The organism is Bacteroidales bacterium (assembly GCA_035299085.1).
Lineage (GTDB): Bacteria > Bacteroidota > Bacteroidia > Bacteroidales > UBA10428 > UBA5072.
The window spans coordinates 22,037-46,891 of the sequence record DATGXG010000023.1 but is presented as its reverse complement, the minus strand read 5'-3'; the positions used below and the strand labels follow the sequence as shown (position 1 = coordinate 46,891).

Sequence of the window (24,855 nt, the reverse complement as noted above, 5' to 3'; positions counted from 1 at the left end):
TTAGTGAGATTTTGACAGTTGTTCAATTACATAATCGCCTCTTTCCCTGTCGGTCTTGAATTTTTCCTTAAGCAAATCGGGAAAGAAAAGCACTTTGAGGATGGCAAACATGATAAATAATTTGATTATGATGATGATCCAAAGCTGCTTTCCGACAGTCATACTTTTGAATCCATCATAATAGAAATAGAAAACCCGGTAAAAGATGTTTTTCTTCACAGGCGTATCGGTCATCGTAAAGGTAAGAATTTTGAAATTACCCACAAATTATTGACCGGGGGGAAATCCATGCTGATGAGGAACTACACGCAGTTCAATTTTTATATTAATTTTGAGCCGCAAAAATAACGGAATATGACTGACAATAAAGTTCTGAAGGTAATTGAAGATGTAAGCTGGGTTGGAGTTCTTGACAGGGACCTGGTGACTTTTGACATTGTGATGGAAACCCGCGAAGGCACCACCTATAATTCTTACTTTATCAATGCTGAGAAAAAGGTTGTGATTGATACCGTGAAAGAGACCTTCCATGAGATTTATATGGATAAAATCCGGTCGGTTGTCAATCCCTCTGAAATAGACTATATCGTCGTCACTCATACCGAGCCGGATCATTCAGGAAGTCTGAAGTACCTGCTGCAGGAGGCTCCTAATGCTGTTGTTTACGGAAGCCGCCAGGCCATTAACTATCTTCAGGATATGATTGACAGGCCATTCAAATTTGTGTTTGTTAAAGATGGCGATGTGCTCGACCTGGGAAACAAAAAGCTTACCTTCATTTCGGCTCCCAATCTTCACTGGCCTGATACAATGTATGCCTGGCTGAATGAAGACAGGCTGTTGTTTACCTGTGATTCTTTCGGCGCTCACTTCTGCCGCGAAGAAATGTTTGATGACCTCACAGGCCCTTATGATGAATCATTCAAATATTATTTTGACGTGATTCTGAAACCATTCAGCAATTTCATGGTAAAAGCCCTTGAAAAAATCAAGCCTCTCGATATCAGAATGATTTGCCCCGGCCACGGTCCCATCCTTCGCTCCACCTGGCAGGAAAAGGTTAAAATTACGGGAAAGTACGCTGAACAGTATATTGCTGATTCATTGTGCCTTGACAACAGTATCCTGATCACCTATGTTTCTGCATACGGTTATACAAAACAAATGGCGGATGCCATTGCAGAAGGCATTAAAGAGGTTGTCGATTACACAGTACGTGTGGTGGACATCGAAAATATTTTGCTCGGTGATCTTGAAGAACTGATTGTAAAGAGCAAATCGATTCTTGTAGGATCACCCACAATCAATCAGAATACGCTCTTGCCCGTATACAGGCTTTTTGCGATGATCAACCCGTTGCGTGACAAAGGCAAGAAAGCGGCGGCTTTCGGATCATATGGCTGGAGCGGGGAAGCTGTAAAACTTATTGAGAACCAGCTCCGGGCTCTTAAGTTGAATGTGGTATTGGAAGGGATCAGCAGCAAGTTCTCCGCAAATGAAGAGAAACACCGCAGCATGGTTGAATTCGGCCGCACGTTTGCCGGTTTGCTGAAGGAACAGGTGCAGGCATCGTAAACCCTTCGACTCCCTTCGGCAAGCTCAGGGTAAACGCTCAGGGTGATACCTACCGACTGATCATTACCTTTTCAAAATGAATGAACCCGTCTTCTCCGGTGAACCGGATGAGGTACAATCCTGTAGGTAATCCGCCGGCCGGAATACTGATCATGGATGTTCCTGAGGCAACGGTTTCAGCATATACCACCTGGCCGATATTGTTTATCACCTGCATATCCACCGGCCCATTCAACCTCGCGTTGAAATTCACGTAAATTATATCTCTAGCCGGGTTCGGAAATACCAGCCAGCTTCCGGTTTCATCCGTAACATTTTCATTTCCGGTAACCGTACCCTTTGTGTCGAGGGCCGACTGATAAACTTCATGGGTGGTTTCATCCTGTATAAAGGCTACCACACGTAAATCAGAAGAATCATACACGTTTTCAAGTCCCCATTTTTGCCTTACATAGATGGTTTCATCTTTTAACCACGACTTAAACAACACAGTGCCTGCAGCATCGGGAATCATTGCCTTCACAACATTCCGGCTGACACGGCCCTGATCGTCCTCAACGGAAGATTCAATAATGGCAAGCCGAACCGACAACTCTTTTGCAGGTACATCGGTGATGGCTGTAATCGCTGCTTCCGTGTATAGTGTATCATCAAGCAGCATGGATGTTACGTCCATGTCAAAATCGCTGTCGTAAAGCGATTCCACACTGAGCTGGTTATCGTCGGGCTTATCATTTATATAATCAATCCGCTGCCGGCTTTGGGTACCTCCGTTTATAACTGTATAGGGAATACGGGACACACTGTAGTAAAAGGAGCGGGTGCCGGGAAGGGCCGGATTATCAGCGTTAAACGGATCACCAGCCGGGTTATCGGTATGATAGCGGATATCAATAATATTTGATCCGGCATCATCCACAATCCGGTTAACAAGTGAATCAGCCAGTACACTCTTTTCATCCTGTGTATTGGTGAAGTGTTCCAGTAAAACCGTTCTGTTTCTCTCGGCTATCCGTATATCGTCAAGGGCAATTCCGTCATTCCCTATTGCCGTGCCGCGGGCCGTATATACGACTCTGAATTGTACCTCGGGCTGATCCTTGAGAAAATCGAGCTCATGACGGACTTCGACCCATCCGGTATCGTACTTGGCAGTCCAGCCCTGTGCCTGTTCACCCGCAGGACCAAAATAGCCGTTGAACCAGTTGATACCATCGTCGATTTTACCGACAGGTTGCCAGGTCTTGCCGTTGTCAGTGGAGTATTGCAGGTTGGCACCATCACGGTTATCGGTAAATGCGCGCCACACGTGCGCTATGAATGTGGGTTTGCTTGTTCCGGTAAAATCAAAGCAGGGACTGTTGATCCAGGATTGTTCAGGAACAACCGGACTTGTAAGGATATCAGTAAACCATGATTTTTGACCCGACCATGGACCTTTAAACCCGTGAGGCGGAAACCCGTGACGCTGTGGTGCATCCAGTTTCCAACTATTCTCAGGTATTTCAGGGTTATTTCCTGCATACCATGAGCTTTCCTGTTCGAACGATTCAAAATAATTCTGACCGGCAAGCCGGACTATCGGGCTAAGTCTCAGTGTTTTCAGAGCAGTGTCGATGCAGCCGTTAGAATTCCTGGCAATAAGGGCTATGGTGTAATTACCGGGTTCGGCAAAATTGTAGGTAATGTCTTTAGCGTGCAGGTTAACCGAATCCCTTTCGTTGAAAATGCTCCATGTGTAACTGCTTTCATCCAGGAAACCAAACGGGGAACTGGAATGATTTGTAAAAGCAATTGCCTTTTCGGGAGTATAGCATTCCGTTTCCCAGCTGAAATCGGCTTTCAGCGATTCACCGATTTCCACTTTCCGGTTGACAGTGACTCCGTCGCCAGCCACAAAGGTGATTGTATATTCACCGGGGGGAATGATTGCCGGATCAATGGTTGCCGTATTGTCACCGTTATCGGTAAGCCCTGTTCCTCCGCTGATGCTGAAGGAACCTGTTTTAGAGCTGCTCATGCTTGTTCCTTTCACAACAAACGGTCTGTCGTTGGCGCAAAACATCGTTCTGTCCTGTTCAAATTCAATTTCAGCCGTTGATTCGAAAATTTTAACCACAGCTGTGTCATATGCGGTACAGGAATTCTGGCTGTTGTATTTATAAATAATACGGTTATTGCCGACTTTGGCCAGTGAGGGCAGGAAAAACCATTTATTCTGGTATTTCAGAATACCGCTACCGGTGAATTCACCGCCTGAAGGATCACCTCTGAGTTCTACCCATTCCTTTGATGTATTGCTGTAGCTACTTTTCAATCCGGTTATTTTCACATCCGGCGCTTCGCTGAATGTAACTTTGGCGCTTCCGGATACATCACCCCGGCAGTATTTATCCTGAACTTCAGCAAGTGTATAAGTTCCCTGGCGGTTAACTTTCAGTGAATATGAGTTCGATTCAACATGTTGCACAAGAACGGCTGTTCCTGAGTTCAGCCGGTAGCTGAACTGGTAAGGAGGGTTGCCTGAAAGGGTAACATTCAGTGGTGTTTCTCCTCCTCCGCAAATTGATACATCACCGCTGATGCGTGCTGAAGGAGATTCATGGACAACAACAACCGCTGTTCCTGATTCATCGCCTTCTTTATTGGCGTCCTTAAGACCTTTCAGAGAATAGGTGCCGTCATCCATCACTTCAAGGTTATACGATGATCCCTGGATACCCGACAGATCCTGATATGCTTCATTATTACGCAATACAGTTACACTGAAAGGAGCAGTTCCTGTAAATGCTATTTCAAGAACTGCTTTATCGCCTTCGCAAACGGTTTTATTACCTGAGATTACAGCGGTAGGTGCCGGTTTTTCCGGTGGTGGTTGCGGTGGAGGTGTAGTATCCGGTGGCGGTTGCGGTGGAGGTGTGGTATCCGGCGGTGGTTGAGGCGGAGGTGTAGTATCCGGCGGTGGTTGGGGCGGAGGTGTAGTATCCGGCGGTGGTTGAGGTGGAGGTGTAGTATCCGGTGGTGGTTGAGGTGGAGGTGTAGTATCCGCCGAATTTATATTAATTGCTCTCGAAAGGGTATTACTGACGGACTCCCCGTCATTCACCGTGAAACTAACAGTCCTCCTTCCGGGAGTTGGTGTGTCACTGCTGTTACTGTACTGAACGCTTCTGAATGCCCGCTGGTATGAGGATGTTTTGGCGGTACCGGTTAATGACAATGTTCCTGATCCGTTGTCCCATGAAGAGGAAATACCGTCGGGTGCTGCAACATTCAACTTGTCTTCCCCCGGTATAAATCCGGATGACACGGTAACAAGAGCAGAGGCTATTTCATTGTCTTTATCCTGAATATCAATCGACTTGGATACAATGACACTGCCGGTATAGCTAATGTCGCTCTTTTCTATGTTTTTTAACAATGGAGCATCCAGGATACCAAACCCTGGTAAAATAGTCAGTGAAGTCAAAAAAAGCAGGATTAACCTTAAGGAGTTGATTTTTTTCATGTCTGATGCCAATTAATTTAAACGAGCAACGCTCACATGAAAAACAATCAAGGAAGTGTTTGGTTGATGAACCAAAAGCCCCGCCGGTATCGGGCAGGGCTTTCGGATTATTTAGAAATTATCAATTTATTAATTCCCAGCAATTTCTGTTGCGACACCAAACGCAGCACATACAGGCCATCGGGAAGTTCTTCTACAGGAATTTCGGCTGCAACAACACCGGCATCAATCTTGCCAGAGTATACAAGGCGGCCCATACTGTTAAACAGTTCAAGTGTGACTTCATGGGATAATTCTCCGTAAAGCATAACCGTTGCCATACGGCGGACAGGATTCGGATACACTCTGTACCCAGGTGCTCCTTCAATCACAGGATCTTCGATACCTGTAGAAAGTTCAACCGTATCCAGGTCAGCATTGTAAATTTCACGCGTGGCCTCGTTCTGAACAAATGCAACAACCATAAGCCTGTTGCGGTCGGATACATTTTGTATTTCCCAGCTTCCTTCAACTTTTTGATCCATTTCATTCACCCATGATCTTGAAATAATTGTGCCTGAAGCATCAGGGAGCATGGCTCTTACAACATTGCGGAACAGCGTATCTCCGTTTTCACCGGTCACCCCGTGTACAATGCTTTCAATTACCACAATGCGAACTGACAATTCGATATGCGGCAAATCTTTTTTCGATTTAACCGCTACAACAACATCAAGTTGATTGTCAGTACGTGAAGCGCTCGCTCTTACATCAAACCATGAATCGTCAAGGGATCGCTTAATGATTGTATTCTTATCCAAAGGCTTTGAGTCTGTATAGTCAATTAGGAATCCGTTTTCAAACCCACCGTCAATTACAGCATATGGTATATCAGAAAGACCATAATAAAACTGGCGTGTAGTGGGTACAAGAGGATTTGTTTCATAGAATGGATCACCATCAGGATCTCCGCTATGGTACTGGATGTTGATGGCATTGGTGCCATATGCTTCAGTGAACAAATCGAGTGTTGAATCAGCCTTAGCGGCAGACTTCAGTTTGGAATTGGTAAAATGTTCAACTAATGCCATTTTTTCCCGTTTGGTAATCGAAAAATCGTCAAACGCTATTCCGTCATTATTTTGTGCAGATTCTGCCGATCCGTAAGCAACACGGAATTGAACTTCCTTTTTGCCTTTCAGATAATCGAGAGAGTGCCTTGCATTAACCCAGTAGGAATCATTCCCGGCGTTGTTATCATTCGACCATCCGAACTCTCCCGGAATGCCTCTGATATAATAGCTGTTGAACCAGTTTTTACCATCACCGACAGTTCCTACAAGGTTCCAGGTCTTACCGCTGTCTGATGTGGCGACAATATTGGCCCCGTCACGGTTGGAATTGAACAATCTCCAAATTTCAAGGCTGAGCATGGGATTGTCTATTCCTGTAAAATCAAAGCAGGGACTTGTCACCCAGGATATTTCAGATGGTGCAGGAGTTGTGGTCGTTGTTATATTGGTGAACCAGCAGTTATTCCCCGAGAAAGCACCTGTGAATCCGTTTACCGACCGAACAGGTGTTCCCAGTTTCCAGCTGTTCACCGGGTAAGTCTTTTTACCGCTTTCCCATTCAATCGGGTTATTATCAAAATTTTCAAAATAGCCCAGATTTGAAAGTTGGTAAGTCTGTCTGAGATTCAGCGATTGTATACTGGTATCGGTACAGCCGTAGGTATTTTTCACTTTCAGTGAGATCTGGTAAATGCCGGCTTGAGGAAATGTATAAGTTATATTCTTATTGCTGTCCGCATCAAATCCCGAATTTGTTTTAACCTGCCAGAAATAGCTGGTGTCATTCAGGAATCCGAAACTAGATGTGGATTTATTTATAAAATTAATGGACTGGCCTTCATGGTAACACTCGGTTGCCCAATTAAAAGCTGCCAACGGGGGAACACCAAGATCAAAATCAGCCGTTTTGTAAAACGGAACGCCGCTTTTATAATACGTGTAGGTGATTGTATACTTGTTATATCCAAGAACAGCAGGATTAACACTTGCCGTATTGTCGCCGTTATCAGTCAGACCCTGGTCACCGCTTATGTGAAAGTTTCCGATGCTTCCGTCGAGGTTTACTCCGGTAACCCTGAATGGAGCATCGTTTTTGCAGAATTTATTGCGGCCGTTTTCAAAACGGATAATGGCATCGGATTCAAGCACATTCACTACAACCGTGTCATAGCCGTAACACGACGATGGTGAGGTACGGTACCTGTAAGCCACATTGTGTGTTCCAAGACCTGCAATTTTAGGTATAAAATAATTGCCGATAACACCCGGACCAAAGTATTCGCCCCCGGCAGGTGTTCCGATAATGGTGTCAATTTCTGCTGACATATAATCATATGCCGTTTTAAGTCCTGATATGCTTACCACAGGACCTTGTGTAAGCGTAATGGTTGCGCTCCCCGAAACGGATCCCTTACAGCCGTTTTTATCGATCACTTCGAACAACCTGTATGTGCCGGCTTTATAAACAGAAACAGACCTGGGACTTGTTAAAACATTCTGAACAATGGTGGAATCAAGTGTAACATTACGATCATATCCGAATTTCCATGGTGCTTTCCCGGTCAGGGTAACCGTAAGATTAGTTGTAGTATGATCACATATTGTAGCGGTTCCTGATATGGTTGCAGTTGGAGGAGTGTAATAAACAATTTCCGCTATCCCCAGTCCGCAACCCGATCCCACATGGTCAGTCACAGTTGTAATGGTGTAGGTTCCCGACTGAGTAACAGGGAATGTATAGGAATTTGTATTGATATTGTTAACGGTAACCGGGTTAACACCGTTTCTGACATAAGTAAAGCTCCAGGGTACAGTTCCTTCTGTCAGCGCCACGTTCAGGTTAACACTTGTGCCTGAGCAAATGGTATCACTTCCGGTAATGCGAGCAAGCGGGGATGTCCGGTATGATAACCAGGCCGATCCTGATGCCGTGTCGCCCGGACATCCGTTTGCATCGGTGATGGCAACGACACGGTAGCGAGTGGGCCCTCCGAGTATACTGGCTGAGAATGTATATGGTGTGGTGTTGATATTGGTAATCGTAGTATCGGTGTATGGGGGTGTTTCCTTTCTCCTCAGCGTGACAGTCCATGGTTTTGTACCTGAAATGAAGCTCAGGAACAGATTGGCATGGGAAGCTGATTCAGGGCATATACTAGTTGTACCTGAAATCAAGGCTTTTGAACGGGCATTTACAAATAGGACAACCGGCGTGGCCGTTGTCAGATCGGCATCATCTGAGTTGGCATCGGTAACTGTTTTAAGAGTATATGTACCCGGTATTTTCACATTGATCGTCCGCGGTGATGTTTGGATGGCGTTGATGGTTGTGTCTTTAGCCAGTGTACCGGCCCGGTGAAGGATAACCGAATACGGTGCAGTGCCTCCTGTTATGGTGAGCGTGATGGGCATTACCGATCCATAGCAGAACGTGTCGGTCCCTGCTATAGTGGCGCTGAACTGGCCTATAGGTCCGATGATGTTACTCCATACCGAGTCACCCGGAGTTGAGCCTGTGGTGGCCATGGGACTTACCCTGAACCATATCCATTTTTCTCCCTCCGCCGGCTTAAGCCTGTAAGTAGAATCGGTTCCTATGAGCGTTCCGGGGGAAGAGGCGGTCGGGTTGCTTACATCCGACCTGTACCACCTGTAAATTCCGTTTCCACGGGGATTGCCTTCCTTGTCGCTATAACCGTATCTTCCGCTAATTGTAGATCCGGACTGGGCGGTTGGTGCATAAATATGTACACTGCTAGCCACAGGCGCTGCATTAATATACTGAAACGGGGTAATTCTTACAGGGGCTCCGGCCAGAAGATGTTCATCCACGGGGGTTACTTCAAAACTTATATACTTGCCTCCGTCTGACCTGGTTGGTTTGTAAGTAACAGCCGTGGCACCATTAATGGGCACTGGGAGGTTACCGAGTGCATTTTCGGCCCTGTACCACTGGTATGTATGAGTTCCCGGATTGTCGTTGTCGGGGTCAGTAAATGTAAATAAACCGGTGAATGTACTTCCGACGTTATTATTGATTGAAGTCATTGTAACATTGGTGGCAACCGGAGCATCATTCACAGGTGTTATGGTGACTGTTCGCTCCAGGGCAGGGCTGTTGACAGTACCATCATTCACAATAAAAGATATAACCCTTGGATCCTCTGCAGGTGCCTCACTGGTGTTGTTATATTTAACACTTCGCAAAACCGTCTGGTAATTGGCAACCGATGAACTGCCCGTAAGTGTTAGGATACCTGTTGTTGTATTGTAATTTCCGGTTATGGAACCGGCTGACGTGAAGCTCAGTACATCCTGTGTGGTTGAAAAACCGGAACTGATCGTAATTGTGGCACCGGCAAGGTTCAGATTGTCGTTATCAGTAACCGTTATTGTACTGGTAACCTGCACTGGTCCTCCGTTTTCAGTAAAAACAACCGGAGTGGATACCGGATCGGTAAGTAAGGGAGCCGAATTTACGCTTGTAACTGTAATATTGCGGCTTATCGGATCACTTGTTGCAGTACCGTCAGTGATGACAAACCTTATTGTACGGGCGAGTACACCCGGATTCTGACTGGTATTATTATACCTGACGGATCGGAGAGCGTTTTGAAAATCTAAAAGACTTGCAGGGCCGGTAAGTACAAGTTGACCCAGCACGGAATTCCAGGCAGAGGTAATGCCGTTGGCAGGTGTAAAGGTAAGGATATCCTGATCGCTCTGGTAATTGGCAGAAATACTAACGGTGGCAGACGGGAGCGTTGGATTATCCACATCTGAAAGTGTAATTGTGTTTGTAATCTGTTTTTCACCTTCACCTTCCGTGTATGACAGCGCTGTTGGTTCAATGGCAGCCAGGACGGGTTTATCATTCACAGCGGTGACAACTACTGTTTTGTTCAGGTTATTGCTGTTAGATGTTCCATCGGATACAGAAAACGTTACTGTGCGGCTGTCGGTGGAAGGAACTTCGCTTGTATTATTGAACCGGACGCTTCGCAAAACAGTCCGGTAAGTATTCAGAAAAGCCATACCGCTTAAAGTCAGCACACCGGTTGAATTATCAAAACTCCCTGTAACGGGTCCCGATGGGGTGAAACTCAGCACATCGAGGCCGGTCTGAAAGCCAGATGTTATTGAAACCTGTGCGGAGGTAAGGGTCAGATTATCGTCGTCGGATACCGTAATCGTACTTGTGAGGACTACAGGTGTCCCGTTTTCAGTAAAAAGGATTGATGTAGAAGTGGGGTCTGACAAAACAGGTGATGAATTGGTTGAATTAACGACAACCGACCGGGTTTGCGTATTGCTGTTTGCTGACCCGTCGTTCACCATAAAGTTGATTGTACGTGTGGCTGTGGAAGGACTTGCACTGGTGTTTTCGTATTTTATTGTCCGCAATGCTGCCTGGTAATTGGCAGGTGTTGTGGTACCAGTGAGAGTCAGAATTCCGTTGGTTGAATTAAAACTACCTGTAATGCCATATGCATTAACGAATGAAAGAATATCCTGGTCGCTTTGGTAATTGGATCCAATGCTCACTGTTGCTGAAGAAACCGCATTATCATAATCAGTAACGGAAAGGGAAGCTGTTATTTGCACAGGTCCCGATCCTTCGGAATAACTCAGCGCGCCGCCTTCAATAGCGGCCAGTATCGGGTTGTCGTTCACATTGGTGACAGTGAAAGTGGCCGCATCATTGCTTTTTGCATTTGACGGGTCCGCGGCCTCAAAAGTGATGGTTTCGGAACCATACCAATGTGCATTCGGAACAGAAACGGTTGCCAATCTCGAAGGGCTTATGCTTACGATTAACTGTGAATTTCCACTGTAGGTCCAGGTCATTTCAGCATTGGTATTGTCTACATCGGACACATAATTGTCAAGATTTATGGTGGCAAAAGATGCCCCTTCTGAAATGGTCTGGTTGGGAATATCAGAAACTACAGGTGGGTCATTTTCAGGTGTCACTGTGAATATTGCCGGATCACTGCTACTTCCGCCAAGAGGATCGGTGGCGGTGAATATTATGGTTTCAACTCCGTTCCAGTTTATGTTCGGAATCGTAATTGTAGCAATTTTTGATGGTGAAATGGAAACGGTCAGATCTATATTTCCGCTGAAGGTCCAGTTAATCTGGTTGTCATTATGGTCCGGATCCGACACATAATTATTCAGATTGATGATACCAAAAATCGAACCTTCCGAGACCGTCTGATTAGGAATATTAGTTACAACCGGCGGATCGTTAACCGGGTTAATTGTAATGGTTACAGTTACTGTACTGCTGTATGAGGAGCCGTCAAAAGCCCTGTATGTAAAAGCGTCAGTTGTGGTTTCACTACCGTCATGTGTATACGTGAAAGAGCCGTCATTATTAAGCTGAAAGTTAGAATAAAACTCAGGGTAACCAACAATTACGGCGGTTAACGGATCTGAGTCGTCATCCGTATCATTTGAAAGAACTCCTGGTGCTGCAATAGTCAGGGAGGCTCCTTCATCAACCGTATAAGAATCTGCTGTAGCAACGGGTGATGCATTTACATCCAGAACGGTGAGTGAGGTATTATCTGATGCGGATTGCAGATTTGATGAGAACAGAAGGAATGAAACAATGAAAGTGAAAAGCAATTTCGGGTGTGATGAAAGTTTTCTCATTTTGCATAAGATGTTAGCGAAGGATTTCCAAGGATAACCTCAAAAATACAAAAATGCAAAATAAACGCACGAAACTATTTGATGAACTGTAAAAAAACTGCGGTAATCAGCCTCATTTAACACTGATTTCCAACCCGGAGGACTATAGTCCTGTATGGGAATCGGTCTTGATCAGTGTAATCGCTGTATTATTGGCTTCAGCGTGCTGATTGGTTCCTGTGATTATAAATCCGCCATCGGCAGTCTGTTTGAATGAAGAACCCAGCAGTTGGCTTTCCGATCCGAATTCCACCCGGTTACTTTGAAGTCCTTCCGGGTTGGTAGTTGTTATCGCAATTGAAGAGTTGGAAGTATTGAGTGCACTTGTACTCAGGATATAAAATGTCTGGCCGTTCAGGATCAGGTCCCTGCCAGATTCACGGGTTCCGTTGTCAAAACTTTTCTGCCAGTTGATTTCATGAAGGGAAGATGACATATGAACCCGCTTGAGCGTTACCTGTTCCTGTCCTGAAGTACTGTAAGTTGTGAGAAGAAGAAAATTATCACCATCCAGTGCCCTGATGCAGTTACCGCTTTCATTAGCATTTCCTGACAGTTCCCAGGCATCAGCAAATACGGTGTTCTCTTTCGTTTTAATGATAAAGGGCATTTTGCCTTGTGAGTGAGTCACATAACCCGTAATCACAAGTCTTTCATCCGGCAGGATCTGCAAATGTGTACCCATATCATCTCCTGACGGAAATCCGTATAATCTCTGGTTTCCAATTGTATTCCCTGATTCATCAATACCCATGCACCATATTTGTTTTTTCAGATTCAAAGAATCCGTGTCATAGTAACCGGTCATAAAAAATGAGCCGTTATCGCTCACATCAAAGTAAACCGCTTCGAGGTCGCCGTTTCTTCTTATTTTTTTTGTCCATAATGTATCTCCGGCACTGTTTGTACGAATGAAATACACTGCTTTATGCTCCGTTGTATCATTGATGTAGGATCCGAGAATGGCATAACCTCCGTCGTCAAGGGCTTTAAGGCACCATGCCGTATTGCGTGCATTAACACCGTAAGTTCTTATTGAATCCGTAGTATTGCCATATTCATCAGTCTTAATCAGGCAAATATATTTAGAGTTATCAATAGTCGTGGCGGTTCCCAGAACTGCATAGCCATTATCGGTTACAACCACATCCGCGGCTTTGAACTCAGGAAAGTCAGTGAAATATTTAATAAAAGTCGTTTTCTGACCGCTGGAAATATCTTCCTTGTCACATGAAAACATGTATAATATGCTGATAAGCAAAAGTATATGCCGAATGGGTTTCATATTAACGCTGTTTTCGGGGACTATAAAATGAAAAATAATAACCTACTGAAAAAGAAAGAGTATTCACTGAGAAATCATCGTCGAGATAATAGTACTGATACGTAAGCTTTTGATTATCAAAACGGCTACTGCTCTTCACTATGTTATTGATTCCTATTTTAGCCCTTACATCAAATGAAAGAACCCCCCGGGGCACCTTATACCTCAGCCCGGCCCCAATGACGCCGCTGTAAAGCATATTTCTTCTCTGGCCGGTTATATCGATATCACCTGAAGACAGGGCCGGTGCATCTTCGAAATATTTTCTCTGCGGCTGGCCTGTCACTTTTGTGAGTTTTGCAGCGGAAAAACCTGCCCTGGCAATGAAGTGTGTTTTATTTATTGTAAACTCATACGACAACGTAAGGGGAATCTCAACCTTATACAGCTTTTCTGTAAAATTTACATAGCGTGTTTTGATCTTATCCGAGAATTCATATGAATTTTCGGCAAAATAGAGTTCCACGTTCAAAAGCAGCTTCCGGCTAAGATACCGTTCAACCCCAAGCCCAAACTGAAAGCCGGGTTTGATGCTTGTTGTAAGTTCGGCATTTGTCTTGTCGAGCATAGTGTACCGTTCAATAATCCGGGGATCGGTCACATTGATACCGCCTATAAGGCCAAAGGAAAAAACGGAGGCAGTACGGTACGATTCGAAAAGATAAACGAATTCAACCGGGTCATTGGGCATGATTTCGTACTCGGGGTATTTTTTAAGAAACTCAAGCATCGTTTTTTCGGCTTCAAACTGATTTTCATTAAACAGGTAAGACATGATGATCAGCTTGTAAGCTTCGATTTTCTGGGGCCGGGTGAATCCGTCCTGCATACAGGGCGCAAGCATACTCGGAATTTCATCAATCATTCCCTGGTCATAATACCGCTGGGCTTCCTGAATTTTATTTGCACAATCTTCCTGACCCGACACGGAAAGATTGTAAAAAGCACCTGAAACAATCAGGAGTAAGATCAACAACCGGGTTTTTGGGTGCAGCATTTAAGTTTATTTGTTTGGGCAGGTTTTCACATAATTAATATCATAACCGACATAGGTTTCCCATTCACGCTGGTTCATATTTCGCGTAATGAGTCCGCACATCTGGTCGGCCATAGGGGATGCATGGGTCGGCCAGTAATAGATATTTCCGTCATTGTCAGCCGATACAAGGTATTTTCCGTCAGGACTGAAGGCCACAGAAAGCACCCAGTTATTATGACGGGTAATAGTGATTGGCCGGTTATTTAAATTACCGGCATCCCATATCTTTACTTTTTTATCCATGGATGCTGTGGCTATCTGGCGGTCGTCGGGACTGAATTTAATATCCATCACCCTTACAGAATGAGCCTGGATGGTACGTGTGACAAGGTTAGTCCTGGTGTCTACGATTCCCATGGTGCCGTTTTTATCCACAAAGGCAATGCGGCTGCCTGTTGAATTTAACGCCATTGCTGAGATCGCATCGTTATCGGATTTGAAAAGAACCACTTCCTCCTTGGTATCCAGGTTCCAACGGATTAACCTTCCGTCATCGGTGCCGCCGAAAAGGAACCGGCCCACTGGTGAAACGGCCATGCAACGTACTGTTGTATTGGGAAGGTTCAGGAACACCTGGTTTGAGCCGTTGATAAGATCCCAGAATATAATGGTTCTGTCGTTACTTGCCGAATAAAGTCCTTTACTGTCGGGTGTAAAAGCAAGGACACTCACCCAGCTCTTGTGAGCCTGTTTTAAATCAGGTTCACTGGCAGGAGTATTTAGGTTAAAGAACTGAATGGCCGAAGTAAGGGTTGCATTGGCAAGCCAGCGGCCATTTGGACTTATAGCCATACACCGGTTAATCGGGTTGCTGACGATTGTCTTGAATGACTTCGCATTGCCGTTTAAATCCCATTTCAGGATTTTACCGTCTGCTCCTGAACTGTAAAATACCGAAGTTCCGGGGACAAATGCCACTGATTTCACTGGTCCGGTATGGCCGGGAAGCAGGTTGTAGTTATCGCCCCAGAAGCCGCACAGAGCGTTGTACAATGCGCTGTAAATATCGGGATGATCCATTTGTCCGTCATAGTCGCGGTTAAACTGGTAAGCCTGGTAAGCCAACAGTCCTCTCAGATTTTTATCATCAGTCTGAATGGTCTTAACCGCCATTGTCTGGGCAATCGAGAGGGTTTTCTTTTTCAGTTCCGCTACTTTCTCTTTTTCGGTTATCGATTGTTGTTCCTGGGCAAGCTTTGCTGTTGTTTCAGCCTGAATTTTTTCCTGCTGGTAAGCCGCGCTTTTCTTAGCCTCCTGTTCAGCCTGCTCCTGGGCGAGCAGTCTCTGCTGATCGGAGATTTTAGTTTGCAGATACGCAATGGCTCTTTTTTTATCGGCTGAGTCGGCACTGAGTTGTGCCATCATTTCTTCCATTTCTGCCATGGATGCCCTGCTGTTGGCTATATCCCTCAGGCTGTCGGCCTCTTTCTTCCTGTATTCGGCCTCCTGCCGTGCCATTTCTGATTCACGGGCTCTTTTAATAGCTTCAGCCCGTTGCTGGAAGCCCCAAACCGATATAAACAGAAATGCAACCGCGGCAAGCAGGGATGAGACGGCAAACTTACGGGTGCGGTTAAGCTCCATACGCTGAAGCCTCACTTTGTTTTGCTCTTCCTGCTGATACTTTTTCTCGCTGGCATCGAGGAAAACCATTACCTTTTCGAAAGCGGGGTTATATTTCTTTGCCCAAGCCAGCGTTGGTTTCTGAGTCTTTTTCCAGTTTATGGCAAGCTGCAGGTCAGGAGGTCTCCACAGTCCGGTTTTCCCCACCTGGTATTGCGATGATGCTTCGGCAAGACGGAGATACATTTGCACAGATGAAAACTCTTCATCTACCCATGATTTCAACTTATCCCATATTCGCATCAGACTTTCATGCGAGATATCGATAACTGTATCGCTGTCGATCAGCACTTCTTCACCCGGTGTAAGGAAAGATCTGCCCTTTGCCCTGAATTTATTCACGACATCAATCACTTTCGAGTCGGGAACCTGTGCAATTTCAGCAATATATTTTATAGTAGCAGGATGGCGAGTACCCTTATTATCAGTTCCTTTTTCGGTAAGACAACGGAACATCACTTTGCAGATTCCCTTACCTTCCTCGGTTAGCTCGTCAAATGCCTCGTTGGCATGCATTGAAAGAGCGTTTTCGATCCGGCCGGCCACTTCATAATCACGTATTTTAAGGAGCGCGTTCGGTTCGTTATTCCGGGTCCAGAACTCCCAGGTACGCATCATCACGTGTTGAAGAACAGGAAGCTGGTCATTCTTATCCTCAATGGCGTTCAGCAGGTGCTGGAGAAGCTGGGGATCAATTTCAGCCCCACCAACGGCAAGCGGACCTGTGATGGCTTCCTTGAAGTCGTCACGCGTCATTTGAGGGATCAGGAAATTGCTTTTGTTGATGAGCTTGGTGAGCTCCTGGAATTGTGAGCATTCACCAATAAAATCGGAACGCATGGTAAGCACTACATAAATCGGCTGGTCCTTCTGCCTGATGGCATTTACAAGCATTTTAATGTAGGCTTCGGTTTCATTTACAACCGTGATATCTTTCCTGCTTTCCTTAAACCGGAACAATTCCTCAAACTGGTCGAGGATAAGAAGTATATTTTCAGCCGGTGCAAGTTTGATTTGTCTCACCGCATTGACAAGTCCGAAGGAACTTCGGCGAAGGATCGTATAAATAATCTGTTTATCGATTATCAGTTCTTCATTTTCCTTGTCTTTCCGGTCGCTTTCAGCTATGGCTTCTGCAAGGTTTTCAACAGGACTGTTACCCGGACGGGTTGTAATGATTCTCCATTTTGAACCTGCTTCGGTTATAAAACCGCCATACAGGGCAGGAATAAGGCCGCAATAGATCAAAGACGACTTTCCGCTTCCGGATGCACCGGTTACTGCGGCAAACCTGTTCCTGGCGAGGTAACCGAGAACGGTTTCGCATTGACCCTCACGACCGAAAAATAAATGGCTTTCCTCCACACTGAAAGGCCTCAGCCCCGGGAAGGGATTGGCGAGCGTAAGTGTGTTGGTTTTTATATTTCGGATCGGATTCTCTGTCATTTTTTTGCCAAATGATCTAAAAAGTGATTAATAACCTCAGGATTTATTTCTTCATCCCAGTTAACCGGAACATTCTTCAGAAATAATAACGATTTATCAGCTGTTTTTTGCATGGATATAATTTCAACCGCCCTGAAAGGTTTGCTTTTTCCGTAACCAGGGGCTTTAACAAGATCACGGATCTTGCTGTTGAGCCAGTCCATTGTGCTTTCACCTTTATAGATCAGAACCGCATCAGCAATCAGCAGGTTGTTGATATGCCGGCTGAGCGGATTTTCATCTCCGTTCTGGCTGTGTTCCACGATCTCAAATCCCCTGCCGCGCATCATGTCGTTAAACTGCTTCATCTTAACCTGTGCGGGCTTTTCATAAATAACATAAAGCTTATTTTTCTCGGCCACCGGCTTTTCCTGTGGATTTGTAAGTTCAGAAAGCCGTGCGTTCAGTATTGTTTTAAATACCTCGAAAGAAGTTTCTATAATTTCAGTCTGGTACTGGGATTCATCCCTTTTCAGACGTTTAAGATACAAAGCCTGCCTTTGATCCGTAGGTTTTATATCGTTGGGGATCCAGATGATCTGGTAGGGTTTTGTCAGATTTTCCTTGGCTGAAATAAAGTCTTTGACTGTTTTGATCTGGAAATCGATGAAAGACAGCCGTGAATTCTTTATAAAATCGCCGTACCATGCACCCAGCAGGTGAACTGTGGCAACAGCCTCACTCAGGCACTTGTCAATGGCCTGTTTCCCTTTTTCAGCCTCTTCGGAAATTGGTAAAACCGGGAGTATCCTATAACCCAGGTATTGCAGCTCGCGTTTCAGCTTATCTCGGTTTTCTGTCTGGTCAAATGATGTTTCAGCCAGGAAAACTGCCGGTAGATTTTTGGATGGTTTACCTGCGCGACTGGTACCTGAAAGCTCATCGAGCTTATCGGTAATGTCATAAGCCAGGTCAACGAGTTTGGACCAGAATTTTTCTGTTGGTTCCTGTGAGGTGATATCGTAAGATATTGCCTTTTTATTATACCGGTTTATTTCAAAGAAATTATAGCTCAGTTCGTCCCGAAGGCATTCAGGCTGTTCTTCAACAGGCACAGGTTGTGTCAGTACCTTGAATATCCTGTGCATGTTTCCGTTTTCGGCATTTTCAGCATTGATCTTGTTGTATAGATCATCCAATTCCTTAAGATAGGATTTGGACTTAATGTATTCGGGTGACAGGATAATTATAAAAACTGCCGTTTGAGAAAAAATACTCCCGGGGTTCTCGCCCAGAACGGATTGCCTCACCCGTAAGTCTTCATGAGTGATGAAGGTGAGTTTGCGTTCCGATATCCGGTTCATCAATAGGGTAAGATAATTGCAGAATTTAACTGTCCATGCCGAAGTAATTTCATTACCCGAGGACGGTGCAAAACCTATAAATATGTCATGTTCAAATCCCATTATGCAATAATTAGGCTTCTTCTACAATTTCCAATACGGTATCCCTGAAATCGATATAATCGAACATCAGTGAATTAAGTACTTCCTGCTCAAGACTGTAGAATCTGAGATCAGAAAGTGCTTTGAAAGAATACGTGCAATCTTCAACTAAAATATCGCTGTAAATTATATCATTTTTGCCAAAGGTAAACACTTTCCCTGAAGAAATATTGATCTGGGCGGTGCCTTCGATTACAATCATAAAGGCAAAGTGAACGTCCTCACGCTTAATGAGAAATTCCTCGTGAGTTTTCATCTGGTGAAAGACAAGCGCTCTTGAAATTTCAAGAAGAATATCTTCTGAAATATTTTGCAGCACTGTGCAATTTTTTATAAACCTGATCCTGTCGATAAGCAGGTACGGAACGCCATCATTCAGACGGCTCAGTGCCGAGCGGAGTTCCACAACCTGTTCGGCGGGAAGCCGGTTTAATACTGATTCCAGCTCTTCAGGTTTTTGCTCATGTAAAATCAGCGCACCGGTTTCCCTTATCAACTGGTTCGGGTGGAACAAACAGGCGTTGATTTCCTGGCCGGGCACCGATTTCTTTAAAAGCAGCATGCTGTAAATGGCAGTTGCCTTAACATACAGCGATATCTGGTTAAAATCGCGCGTAATGATTTCATGAATAAGGTTTTCAGGAGAATCCTTTACAGTCTGGAAAAAGTACTGCAGTTGTTTGAACCGGTCATTCACCGAAATATTTTCAACAACAGGGAAGAACACCTGCTTGATCTCCTCATTTACTATCTGATCAAGAAGTTCAATCGCAAAGCTTATATCGGTATCAGTGCCTTCATTTAGCATGTTTTTAATATTCGCTATGGAGGTTGGATTATAAGCCAGTGCGAGCATGTGATACAGGATCTCGTAATTATCGGCAATTTCAGATTCAATCGAATTCTTAAGCTGCCGGAAATGAGAATGATTCTGAATGCTGGCGTAGGCACCGAAATTCCACGACATGATATTAATGAGGCGCACAATATCATTGAGTATCCGGTTTATATTACCGGGTGAAGCCTGGAATTTAGCCTCACGAAGGGCGAGTAATGCCTGCCGTGAAATGCTGCGATTCTGGTTTTCAATTTTCGACAGCAGCGATTCCATAGCGGCCATGGTTCCAATCTTACCATAAATTCTCACAATCCGCAATAAAAGCTTGTTATCGGCATCCGGCACAAGAAAACACTCTTCCATGAAAGGAATTGCCGGATCACCAATTTTTACAAGGGCTTCAAAAGCATAAGGATAGTAAACAGGCGTAGTCAGGTACCCAATCAGCACATAACTGTGATTTGGGTTGGCAAGCCTTGCCATGGCTTTTACAGATGCCAGTTTCACCTCCGGTTCAAAATCACGCGACAGGTGGAGCAGGAAATCCGCGTATTCCTGGTTCCCTGAATTGCCTATAATTTCTGCCGCCAATATACGGTCGGTGAGTGTGGTTGAATTCACAATGGTTTCAATGGCATGCCGCGTTGTTCCGGCATTCAGCTTGATTTCAAAGCGGTTTGCCAGCTTGACCAGATAACCGTTCTGCTGTTTCTGATCCGTAGCCATTAATTGTTTAAGGCTTGGAAGAGCACTGAACAAGGCGTTTTCATCAATGCGCTCGAGTATGTATTTGCGGAGCTGAGGCGACTCGGTACCCAGCAGCGAAATAATATGTTTTTCATGGGTAAGCGGTTCAAGCCGCTCTATGATAGAAAGGGTATTGATTGACTTAACCGGGTTTTTGCTGTTGATCAGAACATGCGATTTCTCATCGATATTCATTTCCTGTCCCGTATTCCTTCTGATCGATTTAAGTCGGCGTATGTAATCTCTCAACGAGGCCTGGTAATTTCTTACGAGCTTAATGCCAACGGGTACCCATATACCGGTGAGTACTATGATGGTAAGATTAATGAAAATGCCTTTATTCAGGTTGAAAATCAGCAGTAAAAGAAGGATTAAACCGGCAAATATGAGCGAGGCCATTCTTATTGTTCCTCCTAACCTGGGCTTAATGGATGAGGAAAACCTCAGGTCAAGAGTGCGGAACAATACTTTAAGCGAGGGGACTTCAATAGCGTCATACGTTGTTTCGTAACCGATGCGCATCATTGCGATCATGAGGAACCCGAAAGAAAAGCGGGCAAACGCGTTATTCTGGCCCACAAGAATATCAACCACAAGCGAAGCAGCAGCGGCAATAAGCAGGATCACCGGAATCAGGACCAGGCTGTAAGGTGAATCGTATGCGTAAAGAATGCGGCGCAGCAAAAATCCCTCGACGGTCAGGACAAAAAGAAACATGGTGCCAGTAAAGAATCCGAAAAACTTGGCAAGGCTTATGGAGTTAGTAAAGTTGATTCGGGTTTCGGTAATAAAATGATAATGAATGATGAACCCGACAGTTGCAGAAAGCACAACAAATGATACAAGCAAAAGCGTGTACCGCGTGTAAAACAGCTCGTAAAATCTTGAACGGAGCGGATTACGCCTGATCGGCTGATGATATAATCCTGAATATTTATGATGATAATTGATTACGACCTGAAGAATCAGCGCCATTCCTATGAACGCCGAACTGAAAGCCAGGATAAGCAGGATGTCCCAGTTGATGTAAAGTCCTGCCACCAGCGCATAGCTGACAAAAATGATACCTCCGATAAAGGAATTGCGTATGGTGGCATTGTATTTCCTGTTCTGGAAAGATGTATAAAGCTCCAGCAGCTGCCGGCGCCATAAAAGCATTACAATGAAATTAACCGGGAGACACAGGGTGAAAGGCATCATCAGCGGGATTCCGGCAATATTCAATGGAACGATCAAATCATAAAATATGTAAATGAAAGCGTTCAAAAGGAACATGAAGACAAGCCAGAAAATTGTAAAAACCCTGAAATTTACCCTGCTGTTCATGTAAGAATACAGCGAAAACAGAAATATCCCGGTTACGCCTGATATCACAAATGCCTGGGGAAGATTTTCAGGGTACCACGATTGAAGGAAAAGCACATGTGAACCAATGAGAAAAAGCGAACAAAAGGCGCCAATAAAAGCGGCCTGCATGGAAGTAACAAGTAACATGAAGAATTCCTTGCGGTTTTTGGCATGTACTCCAGGGAACACGTGTGCCATACAGGTGTCGGTTAAAGGATAAAGCTGTTGATAAGGTTAACAATTGCAAAACTACGAAAATAATGATTCATCATCAAGAAATTACACTGACAACACGAAAACGCTGATAGACGGCCCTGGTTTGAAATATGAAAAAGAAATTAACACCATTTAATAATCGACCGAATAGTTGTACTTTTATCCATTAACTTTTTAAAAGAATAACGTTATGGCACTTGAAATTTCAGGTAAACTGATACAGATTCTTCCTGAGCAGACCGGCACCGGTAAGAACGGCCAATGGAACAGGCAGGATTTCATCCTGGAAACCCAGGAGCAGTATCCCCGGAAGGTTTGCATTTCTGCATGGGGAGAAAAAGCAGGTCTGGTTAAATCATTAAAGCCCGGAGCTTTGATCAATGTAGCTTTTAATGCCGAGTCGCGGGAGTTCAACGGAAAGTGGTACACCGATCTGAGAGCATGGAAAATTGAATCTTCAGGCGTACAGGAAACAAGCGCACTACCTGTTGCCGATGTAATGGACCACCTGGAGCCCCTGTTGCCCGGCGAAGAACCCAACGATCTTCCTTTCTGATTCAGCCGGCATTAAGCATAGTCACAACTGCTTCCAAATCGGGGATATCGCCATCCACTATATACCTGGCTCTTTTATAATGGTGTTCACACCGGTTTCGTAATTCAGTTATGTATTCCCGGAGTTCACGGGTGCTTTTACCCAGAACTATAGGCCTGTCTTTCGCCGCCTCGGACAACCGGCTGATAAGCAAGCTGTCGCTTACCCTGAGGTAAATAACGTTCCCGTATTTTTCCATCAGGGTCATGTTATCACAGTGGCAGGGAGCACCTCCGCCAGTTGAAATGACGATGTTATCATGCCCTACGGCCACTTCTTTCAGGGCTCTCCATTCAAGACGGCGGAAACTTTCTTCGCCCCGTTCGGTATAGATTTCAGGGATTGTTTTCTTCTCCCGGCTTTCAATGTATTCATCCAGGTCAATAAATTCAAGCGAAAGTCTTTCGGCAAGCAATTTTCCGAATGTTGTTTTACCACTGTTTTTGAAACCTATAATAAAATAGCGCATGCTGTAAACTAAAGTGCAAATATAATGATTTGCACTCTGATGCTCAATCGTGAGAGGTGATCATAGCATCTCTGCGAGCGATATTAAAAAAATGTATATTTGCCGAATCTTAAATCAATTTAATTAAATGAATCATTCTGAATTGAGCGAACAGGAAGTAATTCGCAGGCAGTCGCTCGATGAATTACGCAAACTGGGTATTGATCCTTACCCGGCCGCCATGTTTCCGGTGAATATAAATACAAAGCGCATCATAACCGAATTCCAGGGCAATGAGGAGAAGTTTCAGGATGTGGCCCTGGCCGGAAGGCTTATGAGTAAACGCATCATGGGAAGTGCGTCGTTTGCCGAGATTCAGGATGAACACGGCCGGATACAGATTTACCTGAAGCGCGATGACCTGTGCCCGGGTGAGGATAAAACCTTATACAACATCGTATTCAAAAAACACCTGGATATAGGCGATTTCATAGGTGTTAAGGGATTTGTTTTCATAACCCAGATGGGCGAGATATCAATTCATGTGAAGGAACTCATAATTCTTGGGAAATCACTTAAACCTCTTCCGGTTGTTAAGGAAAAGGACGGAACCGTTTATGATGCGGTTACCGATCCTGAATTCAGGTACCGCCAGCGCTATGTTGACCTTGTTGTTAATCCCGGCGTGCGCGATATCTTTATAAAACGCACTAAAATTATCAATTCTCTCAGGGAATTATATAATTCAAAAGGATACCTTGAAGTGGAAACACCGGTGCTGCAACCCATTCCTGGCGGTGCAACGGCTAGGCCTTTCATCACTCATCATAATACGCTTGATATGCCTCTTTACCTGAGGATAGCCGATGAGTTGTACCTTAAAAGACTTCTTGTCGGCGGTTTCGAGGGAGTATATGAATTTTCACGCGATTTCAGGAACGAGGGAATGGACAGGACTCATAATCCTGAATTCACTGTTCTTGAGATTTATGTTGCCTGGAAAGACTACCTGTGGATGATGGATTTTGTGGAGGAAATGCTTGAAAAGGTGGCTCTCGACTTACACGGCACCACAAAGGTTCCTTTTGGCAATTCGGTTATTGATTTCAAGAGACCTTTTGCCCGTCTGACAATGGCAGGCGCCATTCAGCAATATGCAGGTATTGATATCAGGGCTCTTGATGAACAGCAATTGAGAGATACCTGTAAAAATATGGGTATCGAAACCGATCCTTCAATGGGCAAAGGCAAGCTTATTGATGAGATATTCGGTGAGAAGGTCGAGCCCCACCTGGTTCAGCCCACATTTATCATGGATTACCCGGTTGAAATGTCTCCTCTTTGCAAAAAGCACAGGTCCGACCCGGGCCTCACAGAGCGCTTTGAGCTGATCGTGAATTCGAAAGAGCTTTGCAATGCCTATTCCGAGCTTAATGACCCTATTGATCAGCGCGAACGTTTCCAGGAACAGCTAAGGCTTTCAGAAAAAGGCGATGATGAAGCGATGTTCATTGACCAGGATTTTCTGAGGGCGCTCGAATACGGAATGCCGCAGGCATCGGGACTTGGCGTGGGAATCGACAGGCTTGCCATGATCATGACTAACCAGTCGAGCATTCAGGATGTGTTGTTCTTCCCCCAGATGAAGCCCGAAAAGCCTTTGGTGATTAAGGAAGATGAACCGGAAAAATATACTGAGAAGGGTATTCCGCAGGAATGGATTGATCCGCTGAAAAAACTGGGTTTTGTAACCATTGAAAAGCTGAATGAGGCCAAAGCCGCCAAACTCGCCAATGACCTCAACGGGTTTAATAAGAAGAATAAGCTGGGGTTGAAGGGGTTGAGTGTGCAGGATGTGGAGAAGTGGTTTTAAGAGTAGTGATTAGTGATTGGTGACTGGTAACTGGTGACTG

The 24,855-nt window shown here is 44.8% G+C and carries 12 protein-coding genes; 3 read left to right on the top strand and 9 right to left on the bottom strand.

Annotation, left to right across the window (positions count from 1 at the left end; translation table 11 throughout):
- Nucleotides 1–264: a DUF4492 domain-containing protein gene (locus VK179_06430; protein ID HLO58359.1), complete on the bottom strand. Its 264-nt coding sequence runs from the start codon at nucleotides 262–264 to the stop codon at nucleotides 1–3.
- A 90-nt stretch (nucleotides 265–354) separates the two neighbouring features.
- Here VK179_06430 and VK179_06425 point away from each other — a divergent pair, with 90 nt between their 5' ends.
- Nucleotides 355–1,575: an FprA family A-type flavoprotein gene (locus VK179_06425; GenBank protein HLO58358.1), complete on the top strand. Its 1,221-nt coding sequence runs from the start codon at nucleotides 355–357 to the stop codon at nucleotides 1,573–1,575.
- Nucleotides 1,576–1,624: 49 nt separating this feature from the next.
- On the opposite strand, the gene VK179_06420 is transcribed toward VK179_06425, so the two are convergent.
- The 7 genes from VK179_06420 to VK179_06390 all read right to left on the bottom strand — a co-directional run bounded on the left by VK179_06420 (nucleotide 1,625) and on the right by VK179_06390 (nucleotide 21,881).
- Entirely contained in the window at nucleotides 1,625–5,083 is a 3,459-nt protein-coding gene (locus VK179_06420; protein HLO58357.1) for a T9SS type A sorting domain-containing protein, read from the bottom strand.
- Between the two features lie 107 nt (nucleotides 5,084–5,190).
- Complete coding sequence (locus VK179_06415) at nucleotides 5,191–11,796, bottom strand: tandem-95 repeat protein (protein HLO58356.1); 6,606 nt, start codon at nucleotides 11,794–11,796, stop codon at nucleotides 5,191–5,193.
- A gap of 142 nt (nucleotides 11,797–11,938) precedes the next feature.
- Nucleotides 11,939–13,120, bottom strand: coding sequence for a hypothetical protein (locus VK179_06410; protein ID HLO58355.1), 1,182 nt, complete (start codon nucleotides 13,118–13,120; stop codon nucleotides 11,939–11,941).
- Between the two features lies 1 nt (nucleotide 13,121).
- Nucleotides 13,122–14,156 carry an outer membrane beta-barrel protein gene (locus VK179_06405; GenBank protein HLO58354.1) on the bottom strand — a complete coding sequence of 345 codons (1,035 nt, stop codon included), beginning with the start codon at nucleotides 14,154–14,156 and terminating at the stop codon, nucleotides 13,122–13,124.
- Nucleotides 14,157–14,162: 6 nt separating this feature from the next.
- Nucleotides 14,163–17,267, bottom strand: coding sequence for a hypothetical protein (locus tag VK179_06400; GenBank protein HLO58353.1), 3,105 nt, complete (start codon nucleotides 17,265–17,267; stop codon nucleotides 14,163–14,165).
- Nucleotides 17,264–18,712: a hypothetical protein gene (locus VK179_06395; GenBank protein ID HLO58352.1), complete on the bottom strand. Its 1,449-nt coding sequence runs from the start codon at nucleotides 18,710–18,712 to the stop codon at nucleotides 17,264–17,266. The genes VK179_06400 and VK179_06395 overlap by 4 nt, the downstream gene beginning before the upstream one ends.
- A gap of 10 nt (nucleotides 18,713–18,722) precedes the next feature.
- Nucleotides 18,723–21,881: a hypothetical protein gene (locus VK179_06390; GenBank protein HLO58351.1), complete on the bottom strand. Its 3,159-nt coding sequence runs from the start codon at nucleotides 21,879–21,881 to the stop codon at nucleotides 18,723–18,725.
- 208 nt (nucleotides 21,882–22,089) lie between these two features.
- On the opposite strand from VK179_06390, the gene VK179_06385 reads away from it, so the two are divergent.
- Nucleotides 22,090–22,455: a DUF3127 domain-containing protein gene (locus tag VK179_06385; GenBank protein ID HLO58350.1), complete on the top strand. Its 366-nt coding sequence runs from the start codon at nucleotides 22,090–22,092 to the stop codon at nucleotides 22,453–22,455.
- A gap of 1 nt (nucleotide 22,456) precedes the next feature.
- Here the strand turns inward: VK179_06385 and VK179_06380 are convergent, their stop codons facing one another.
- A complete protein-coding gene (locus VK179_06380; GenBank protein ID HLO58349.1) occupies nucleotides 22,457–22,963 on the bottom strand; it encodes a shikimate kinase in 507 nt (168 codons plus the stop codon).
- 127 nt (nucleotides 22,964–23,090) lie between these two features.
- On the opposite strand from VK179_06380, the gene lysS reads away from it, so the two are divergent.
- Nucleotides 23,091–24,815 (top strand): lysine--tRNA ligase, encoded by a 1,725-nt coding sequence (lysS, locus tag VK179_06375; protein ID HLO58348.1) that lies wholly within the window; start codon nucleotides 23,091–23,093, stop codon nucleotides 24,813–24,815.
- Nucleotides 24,816–24,855 lie beyond the last annotated feature (40 nt).

Bases quoted from the DNA above. Each gene is read 5' to 3' on its own strand.
- VK179_06380 (HLO58349.1), bottom strand. From the start codon at position 22,963: ATGCGCTATTTTATTATAGGTTTCAAAAACAGTGGTAAAACAACATTC.
- VK179_06420 (HLO58357.1), bottom strand. From the start codon at position 5,083: ATGAAAAAAATCAACTCCTTAAGGTTAATCCTGCTTTTTTTGACTTCA.
- lysS (HLO58348.1), top strand. From the start codon at position 23,091: ATGAATCATTCTGAATTGAGCGAACAGGAAGTAATTCGCAGGCAGTCG.
- VK179_06400 (HLO58353.1), bottom strand. From the start codon at position 17,267: ATGACAGAGAATCCGATCCGAAATATAAAAACCAACACACTTACGCTC.
- VK179_06410 (HLO58355.1), bottom strand. From the start codon at position 13,120: ATGAAACCCATTCGGCATATACTTTTGCTTATCAGCATATTATACATG.
- VK179_06395 (HLO58352.1), bottom strand. From the start codon at position 18,712: ATGGGATTTGAACATGACATATTTATAGGTTTTGCACCGTCCTCGGGT.
- VK179_06415 (HLO58356.1), bottom strand. From the start codon at position 11,796: ATGAGAAAACTTTCATCACACCCGAAATTGCTTTTCACTTTCATTGTT.
- VK179_06425 (HLO58358.1), top strand. From the start codon at position 355: ATGACTGACAATAAAGTTCTGAAGGTAATTGAAGATGTAAGCTGGGTT.
- VK179_06405 (HLO58354.1), bottom strand. From the start codon at position 14,156: ATGCTGCACCCAAAAACCCGGTTGTTGATCTTACTCCTGATTGTTTCA.
- VK179_06385 (HLO58350.1), top strand. From the start codon at position 22,090: ATGGCACTTGAAATTTCAGGTAAACTGATACAGATTCTTCCTGAGCAG.
- VK179_06390 (HLO58351.1), bottom strand. From the start codon at position 21,881: ATGGCACACGTGTTCCCTGGAGTACATGCCAAAAACCGCAAGGAATTC.